Consider the following 8,307-nt stretch of genomic DNA (forward strand, 5'->3'; position numbering starts at 1 on the left):
AATATTCTAAGAAAAGTAAAGACAATGCTTAAATTAGATTTGAGCAGAGTTACTAGAGGCATCTTGACAATGCCCATCAGAATTAGATTTTGGTCTAATTCTGTGCTAGAATCTGCGTCGCTTTAGCGCGCAGAGTGTCAAGATCCGCCTTGTTCTAAAACTAAGAAACCTTCCGCACCAGTTCAAACTCGCCGCGGGCTAACCGTTCCAACATTTCCGACACCGATAGATCGTACTGTTCCGCAATCGCTTGAACTTTTTCCCACCCGGCTTGAGTCACGCTTAGATTGCGGCGTTTCTTCGGCTCTTCATAAGTCAGAGGTCTCCCGTCCGGATTCGGTGGATTTTCCTTCCTGCCCTTGTACTTCCCTCTAGTTTCCATTGAACAACCTTTTAACTTCTCTACACTATTTTACTACCCGCAACAAATTCCCTCAAGGGATGGGTTTTTTATTTATATACATATACAATTAAAAACATATACTTTTTAGTGCGATTGCGGGGGCGGAAATCGGGGGACTGAGTAGGAAGTCTTTTAAACCGAAATGAGGTTAAGAGCAATTGATATCTACATTAAGGCAATTTTAAGATCGCCACCCACCTAGAAAACAAGCCCCAACTCTGTTCGGGTTATGGGGCAAATTCACGAAAAGTACATCACTTTCGGTGGAAAGTATATACCTTTCCACAAAAACTATAACCATTATGACACAAAACAAGATAGAAGGCAAGTTCTACGCACTAAAACCGGAAGAGTGGCTCCAAGTCACCAAAGAATTGAGATACGCGGAAGTTCGAGTTCTCTACTATCTGAGAACGATCGATCCGTTCGGCGGTCGCGATCTGCGCGTCAAGGTCACGGATGTGGCGACCGCCACGGGACTCCAGAAAGGCACGGTTTCCAAAGCCCTGAAAGTTCTTAGCGATAAAGGTTACATCGATCTAGAAATCACCGAAGCACTGGTCAAGCTGCAAACGTTTCCTAAAGGAGATCAGGTTTCCTGCGACGGGGAAGAGTTTCCTACAGGAAACACTGTTTCCCACAGTGCAGAAAAGTTTCCTACAGGAAACACAGTTTCCTGTGATGCGGAAAAGTTTCCTACAGTACCATCAGGTTTCCTACAGGAAACACCCTCGCACTGTGGGAAACCGACTCGCACTGTAGGAAACGATCACGTCCCAGAACCCAGTCAGGGAAAAGAATCCAGCACCTCTAAGATTATTAAGAATTATTCAAACTTTAAAAAGACTCTCTCAGAAGACGAGCGAGAGAGATTTTTTTATTTTGTGAAGAAGGAAACTGGGAAACTTCCCAATCCGATCGTCGATATAGAAGCATGGTTGGCTGGCAAGAATGCGGCCGGTCTGAACCGGTGGGAAGTTTATTACGAGCTTTTCGAGAAATCGGAGGGACGAGCGAACAAACAAAAAACGGGGAAAGAACAAACCCCCAAAAAGCTCTCCTTTTCAGAACGAAACGAAACGAAGCGATTGGCGAGATTAGCGGGCGAAAAATGGATCGACCCGTGGGGTCTAGAAAGTGATGTATGATTCTGCGTTGCCCCCCCAGAATATCGAGGCCGAGGAATCTATTTTAGGGGGAATTCTCCTCGACCCCAAGGCGATGGGACGGATCGTCGATTTTCTAGCCGCCGATGCGTTTTACCTTCGTTCCCATCAAGAAATCTACCGAGCGGCGGTCTTTCTTCACGGCAAGGGAAAGCCCACAGACGTGATGACGGTTTCCAGTTGGCTGCAGGATTACCAGCTTCTCGACGAGGTGGGAGGGATTCCCCGACTATTACAGCTAATCGAGCGCACGGTATCGGCCGCCAACATCGATCGCTACGCCGAGTTGGTGATGGATAAGTATGTCCGTCGTCAGTTGATCGGGACGGGAGGCAAGGTCATCGAGTTGGCCCGCGACACGACGCGAGAGTTGGACGAGGTACTGGACGGAGCGGAACAGGAAGTATTTCTGGTATCGAACTGGGGACGGACGACGCGAACCCTCTCCAATGGCGAGGTGGCGAGTGCTGCCTTCACGGAATTGGAGAAAAATAACCCGATTTACCCCACGGGCTTACGGGAGTTGGACAATCTAATCGTCGGTTTCGAGCCTGGAACGTTGACCCTGCTCGCGGGGCGACCGTCGATGGGGAAGTCCCAAGCCGCCTTATTTCTCGCCTTACAGATGATGGTCGCTCGACGGATACCTGTGGTTTTCTTCTCGTTGGAGATGACCGCCCAACAGCTAGAGTACCGTCTGTGGAGTTTGTTGAGCGTTCACCCGCACTATTGCGATTGTGGGTTTTACCCCCTCCGAAGCGGTCGGATCAGGCAACACCGGGCGGGATTGGCTCCACTTACCGAGCGGGAACATGAAACGATCGCCAGGGTGTTAGGAATCGCCACCGAGTTGCCCCTTTATTTGAACGACGATCGGGGAACAACGGTCGTGGGCATCGCCTCGGAATGCCGCCGCCTCATCAGCGAGAAAAAGAAGCCAGGTTTGGTGGTGGTGGACTATCTTCAGATGATGGCCGACGATTCCCCCAACGGCAACCGCAGTTACGAGTTGGGCAATGTCGCCCGGGGACTGTACAAAATGGCGGGGGATTTAAACGTGCCAGTTCTCGCACTCTCCCAGATATCGCGGGCGGTAGAGGGACGCAACAATAAACGCCCAGTCATGGCCGATCTCAGTCAATCGGGAATTCTGGAGATGGTCTCCGATAACGTTGTCCTGCTCTATCGCGATGAATATTACAACCCCGATAGTTCCGATCGCGATGTGCTGGAATTGATCGTCGGCAAAGCCCGTCACGGCCTGACGGGAACGGCACGCTTTCTATTCGATAAGTCCTACGGATTGTTGACGGAATTGCCCGGAGGTAATCATGGCAATTGAAGCGGGAGCGTCGATCGTTATCGTCGGGGAGCATCCCGATAACGGTAAGTTCTACAAAATCGGTGAGGTTCGCCAAGATGGTTGGATACTGACCACCGATAACCGTCTGTTTCACTACCAGTTTTTTGAAGTCTGTTCCCCTCTCGAACCGAGACCGAGAGGCTCCAAGATACAAAGAACCCGGGCGAAGCGTTCGACAACCCTATCGCCCCCGTCCTCTATCTCGATTGCCTCTAATTCTTTCTTAGGGGAAAGTGAGCCACCGATTTTCTTAGGGGAAAATTTAGGACAGAACGATCGCATCTCTGAAATTTCCCCTAAGAAAAAAACGGTCAACCCCGTCACATCTTCAGAAATTTTCTTAGGGGAAAATGATCGTCATCAATCCTCCAAGTTGATTTCCCCTAAGAAAAATCCGAGTGGTTCCCTTTATGCCTTTAACCAAGAGAAGAAGGATAAACACGGTAACGTGAAAACTTATCCAAAGGTTGAGGGCGATCGTTCGATGGGCAATCCCGATCATTGGTTCTGGGCTTACTGTTGGGACGAGAAGGTTAACGGTAAATGGAAAACCTTCAAGCGGTCAGTCCCCCGTGAGAAGCTGTCAAAGGTGCGAATCGCGATCGATGCTAATCAACCCGTTTCAGAAATCCTGAAAATCATTGGTTGAGGTTCCGCACAACGACCGCCAGTCCCCGCAAACGGTGAGGACTTTCCCTAAGACATGATCAGACTTTGCTGCAGGCAGTTGATCGTTTCCCGATCTTTTTTGAACTTTTCGGCAATGGCAACCATGAGACGATCAGCACCGATTATCTCAATTAAATCTTCTAAATTCGGTTCGGAGCCTCCCGACACCAACAAACCAAAGTAACGGCGGGAACCAGGAGCAATTTCTTCCATCCCATCGAGAAGCTTCTCTAAGGTATCCTCGCTGATCCAGTTCTTCCCGTTCCTAAAAGAACTGATATGGGGCGTTCCGATCCCCGACACCTCGGAAAGATCCTTACCACTAATCTTGAAATAATCTTGGGTTGTTTTAAAGGCTTGCCTAATTGTTAACTTTTGCATACTCACCGACTCAAATGCGAATTAATTAGTTGATAATTAGTCTAGCAAACAAATATAACTGATTTTCGCACGATCAGAACCACTCATACCGATTATGACACGGAAACTACAAGTTGTGAAAATACTGGGGCATTTTAAGGAATTTTTAAGCTTCCTTCCGATTGACCCGTTCGGATGGGTTCGTCCCGTTCGCGACCGAGAGGATTAGCCCAAAAAAACAAGCCCCAATCTGGTTAGGGAACGGGGCAAGAAAATGACTTCTTCATTAGATGTACCTATCTAGAAGTAACCGTCGAGATCGATTTGTCGAAACGCAACTTTCGGGATCGGTTCATCGGGGTTCATCTTTTGAGATTCATCCTCTGAAATTCATTCTTTTACAGTGTGACTATTATGACACGGATCGAGCAAAAATTTTACCCTCTAACGGCGGAAATATCCCAAAAGCTGAGAGACTCCAAGTTGACGGCCGCTGAGTGGAGACTATGGAGTTACCTGGTTGAGTTAGATCCCTTCGGCGATCGCTACTCCGATTTACCAGATACATTGACGATCATGCAAGCGGTTGATATTAAGAAAACCACCTTTTACACGGCGATCGCTAAATTCCAGGAACTCGGACTATTTGACTTTCAAGATAAGGGGTTCTCGTTTCGCAACCTTCGAGGCATTCCGAAAAATCGGAAAACGGTTCAATTCGTCGGAAGCATTTCCGAAATTTCGGAAAACAGTTTGGAAAATCGGAAAACGGTTCAATTCGTCGGAAACGATTTTGAAAATTCGGAAAATCAACCGCTAAAACCTTTGCCCCTCGAAGATTCTGGCTCTCCTCAGACTATTCAGATCATTCAGACTATTCAAACCTTCCAGACCGAAGGGGGAGGGGATGAAAAAAATGATGATGGAAATTCGACCAATGGAATCGACGACACAAATGATATTAAGGAAAAGATTTTAGTACAAGAGAACCACCTCAATTCTCAAATTTCCCCTACAGAAAAAACTACAAAGGAAATTCCGCGGGACTTGATCGACAAGCTCTCAGAACTAGAGATCCCGTTAGATGCGGTGGTGAGGAAGGCGATCACCGCCCATGACCTCTCACAAGCTTGGGGAGCGATACGACACATCGAGAATACAAGGGAAACCATTAAAAACCCCCGTTCCGTTTTCCTATACCAGCTTCCCAAACAAACAGTAGACAAATCCAAACCGAAGCCACTATCTAAGGAGTTTTTGGATTGGTATCAGTACGTCAGGGGTGAAAAGGTGGTTGATGTGCCGCCAGAATATTTAAGCCTCGATCGATATGGAGAGCCGAAAGTCAGGCTCAAAAGCGATCCTCATCGGCTTGTCGATTGGCGGCGGGTACGAGATGATGCCAGTTTAGAACAGGTGGCCACACCCGAACAGTTTAAGCGGTTCATGGAAAAAATCCGAGCAATGGCAGCCAAGGGAGGAAAAGGCGATGGTAGCAGCACCTAAAAAATCATCTTGGTATGTCTCACAAACTTGGTCGGCTCATGGCTGGCAATGGTCGTTTACCTATTACGAAATCTCGGCTCGACGGGTCATCGAGAATAGCGATCGTTCCATTTCGCTGAACATCCCTTGCTCTGACGCGGTTCGACACGCATCGCCTCAAATGTGGCTGGAGAAGTGGGCTAAGAGCAAAGCGGGTCAAGCTCGACTCGGCAAGCTCCAACCAGAGACCACTCATCAACTGAATTTTCTTAGGGGAAAAGTCGAGGGTGTGCCTGATGGAATTTCCCCTAAGAAAAAGAATTCAGACAAATGTTTAGACATCTCGCTATCTTCAGTGGAATTGGTGGGTTCACGCCGGCCGCCGAACGAATCGGAGGAATTGCCCCGAAGCAGTTCGTCGAAATTAACCCCGATGCCTGATACCTTGCAGGGAGAAGCGTTAGCCAGTGAAAAGCAACGATCTCATTCAAAAGATTCCTCTATCTCGATTACCTCTAATTCTTTCTTAGGGGAAAGTGAGCCACCGATTTTCTTAGGGGAAAATTTAGAACAGAACGATCTCATCTCTAAAATTTCCCCTAAGAAAAAAACGGGCAACCCCGCAAGTACCTGCGAAAAACATTCCCCCTCAGAGATTTTCTTAGGGGAAAATGATCGTCCTCGATCCTCCCAGCTGATTTCCCCTAAGAAAAATCCGAGCGGTTCCCTATATGCCTTTATCCAAGACAAAAAGGATAGATACGGTAACGTGAAAACTTATCCAAAAGTTGAGGGCGATCGTTCGACTGGCAATCCCGATCATTGGTTCTGGGCTTACTGTTGGGACGAGAAGGTTAACGATAAATGGAAAACCTTCAAGCGGTCAGTCCCCCGTGAGAAACTGTCAAAGGTGCGAATGGCGATCGATGCTAATCAACCCGTTTCAGAAATCCTGAAAATCATTGGCTAAGGTTCCGCACAATGACCGCCAGTCCCCGCATCCTCTACCTTGATTCTCTCTAAAATACCTTTACTAGGGGATACAAATGTACCTTTAACCAGTACAAAATTATTCCCTAGTAAAGAGGAAACCGAGAATAAACGTCCGCGCCGTCGTAGGGGGAAGGGTTCAGGGTATTTGATCACCACTTATTCTCATCAGGCGAAGTACGGGCGCAAATATCTCCAGACTTTCTATCAAGTCGAATTCGGTAAGCGCAAGCGATCGATCTACCTTGCACCTGAAAAGGTGGATCGGATTCGACAACTTGATCGCATGGGCAGACCGATCAACGGGATACTGGAAGCGATCGATTCCCCCAAAGCGCGGGAGGTTCTAGCGGAGTACAGGGAATTTCTTAAGAACAAATGAGTAAGGAGTTAAGGCATTGGCAATCAAAGCTATCAGTTTGTGGCAACCGTGGGCATCTCTGGTCGCAAACGGTCTCAAACTTTACGAGACGAGGGGATGGCCGACAAAATACCGAGGGGTGTTGGCCATCCACGCCGCCAAACGTCCCCTTTGCAAGCAAGGAAAAAGCTTGATCTCCCATTTCAATCGCTCGTTCAATCTGTCCATCGATGGAGATAAATTGCTGTTAGGTGCGATCGTAGCACTCACCGATCTGACCGATTGTTTAGAGATGGTATCCGAGACGAGTGCCACCGACGTGCCAAATTCGATTATTATCGAATCGGTTTCGGAATTGGAACGGTCGCTCGGCGACTGGCAACCCCAACGATACGCTTGGAAGCTGGAAAATGTCAGGGCGATTGAACCGATACCCTGCTTAGGCAAGCAAAAGCTGTTTACTGTTGAAATAATTACCCCTGATTTTTCGCTAACTGGCGGGTGAGTTAATCTAGTCAGTACCGCACCCATTAGCGTAGGAACTTCTATCGTTGGCAACCCTACGGCCTCAGAGAACGACCCGATCGCAAACTGATCTGGATCGAGCCAGTTCTAGTTAATGGCTAAACTTTTGACTATTTCTGACTGGTAATCTAGTAATCTGGCAATCTGGTTTTACAGAAAACCAGCTTGAATCCGAATAATTCTGGTTTTACAAAAAACTGGTTTTAAAGAAAACCAGCTTGCGGAGTCGATTCTGTTTATCTGGTTTTATGGCAATCTGGTTTTACAGAAAACCTCCTTACCAGATACAATCCTATCTATTTCTCTTCCGTCAAAGTGGGTTCAAACCTTGACTTGTCGTCGGCTGAAACGACGTAAATTCCTGAAAATTAATATACCTTTTGCGTGGTTTTACAGAAAACTGATTTTACAGAAAACTAGCTCGATCCGAATGGAACCTTAATTCTGGTCTTGTGGCAATCTGGTTTTACAGAAAACCAGTTCACGGAATCGATCCAAATGTGACCGCAATTCTGGTTTTAAGGTAATCTGGTTTTACAGAAAACCTGTTTCCAGGAACAAGGATGAAAACTAAAAAACCAAAAAACCAGAAAACCAGATGAAAATTATTACCGTTACTGGTTACAAAGGCGGCGTGGGTAAAAGCACCACCGCCGTGCATATCGCCACCTATTTCAGCGATCGAGGTCGGACGGTATTAGTTGATGGCGACCCGAACCGCACCGCTCTGGGTTGGGCGGAGAGGGGGGAGCTTCCCTTCACCGTCGCCGACGAGCGACAGGCGATGAAGATTATCGGCGGGGCGGATTTCGTCATCATCGATACTCCCGCCCGTCCCCATTCCGACGATCTCAAAGAGTTGGCCAAGGGTTGCGAACTCTTGATCTTACCCACCGCCCCCGATGTTCTCAGTCTGCAGCCGATGTTGGAAACGGCCAAGGACCTAGGAGACGCTAATTATCGCGCCCTAATCACGATCGTACCG

Annotated in this window: 9 protein-coding genes; 8 read left to right on the plus strand and 1 reads right to left on the minus strand. The window is 47.8% G+C overall.

Features of this window, described 5'->3' with window-relative positions; genetic code table 11:
* The first annotated feature begins 705 nt into the window (after nt 1-705).
* The 3 genes from IM322_RS12360 to IM322_RS12370 are packed head-to-tail and all read left to right on the plus strand — an operon-like array spanning nt 706 to nt 3,581.
* Entirely contained in the window at nt 706-1,551 is an 846-nt protein-coding gene (locus IM322_RS12360) for a MarR family transcriptional regulator (RefSeq protein WP_287674723.1), read from the plus strand.
* Complete coding sequence (dnaB, locus tag IM322_RS12365; protein WP_287674724.1) at nt 1,544-2,911, plus strand: replicative DNA helicase; 1,368 nt, start codon at nt 1,544-1,546, stop codon at nt 2,909-2,911. The genes IM322_RS12360 and dnaB overlap by 8 nt, the downstream gene beginning before the upstream one ends.
* The gene (locus IM322_RS12370; RefSeq protein WP_287674726.1) at nt 2,901-3,581 is read left to right on the plus strand and encodes a hypothetical protein; all 681 of its coding nucleotides are present in this window, start codon (nt 2,901-2,903) and stop codon (nt 3,579-3,581) included. Before dnaB ends, IM322_RS12370 begins: the two co-directional genes overlap by 11 nt.
* Nucleotides 3,582-3,628: 47 nt before the next feature.
* On the opposite strand, the gene IM322_RS12375 is transcribed toward IM322_RS12370, so the two are convergent.
* Entirely contained in the window at nt 3,629-3,982 is a 354-nt protein-coding gene (locus IM322_RS12375; RefSeq protein ID WP_287659138.1) for a helix-turn-helix domain-containing protein, read from the minus strand.
* A gap of 393 nt (nt 3,983-4,375) precedes the next feature.
* Between IM322_RS12375 and IM322_RS12380 the strand changes: the two genes are divergently transcribed.
* The 5 genes from IM322_RS12380 to IM322_RS12400 all read left to right on the plus strand — a co-directional run.
* Nucleotides 4,376-5,467, plus strand: coding sequence for a hypothetical protein (locus IM322_RS12380; protein WP_287699266.1), 1,092 nt, complete (start codon nt 4,376-4,378; stop codon nt 5,465-5,467).
* Nucleotides 5,451-6,416, plus strand: coding sequence for a hypothetical protein (locus IM322_RS12385; protein ID WP_287674728.1), 966 nt, complete (start codon nt 5,451-5,453; stop codon nt 6,414-6,416). Before IM322_RS12380 ends, IM322_RS12385 begins: the two co-directional genes overlap by 17 nt.
* A 39-nt stretch (nt 6,417-6,455) precedes the next feature.
* Complete coding sequence (locus IM322_RS12390) at nt 6,456-6,818, plus strand: hypothetical protein (protein ID WP_287674729.1); 363 nt, start codon at nt 6,456-6,458, stop codon at nt 6,816-6,818.
* Between the two features lie 37 nt (nt 6,819-6,855).
* Complete coding sequence (locus IM322_RS12395; RefSeq protein ID WP_287674731.1) at nt 6,856-7,302, plus strand: ASCH domain-containing protein; 447 nt, start codon at nt 6,856-6,858, stop codon at nt 7,300-7,302.
* Between the two features lie 618 nt (nt 7,303-7,920).
* Nucleotides 7,921-8,307 (plus strand): ParA family protein (locus IM322_RS12400; RefSeq protein WP_287674732.1); only part of this gene is annotated, 387 nt, incomplete at its 3' end.

Source organism: Microcystis sp. M109S1 (assembly GCF_020247025.1).
Classification (GTDB): Bacteria; Cyanobacteriota; Cyanobacteriia; order Cyanobacteriales; family Microcystaceae; genus Microcystis.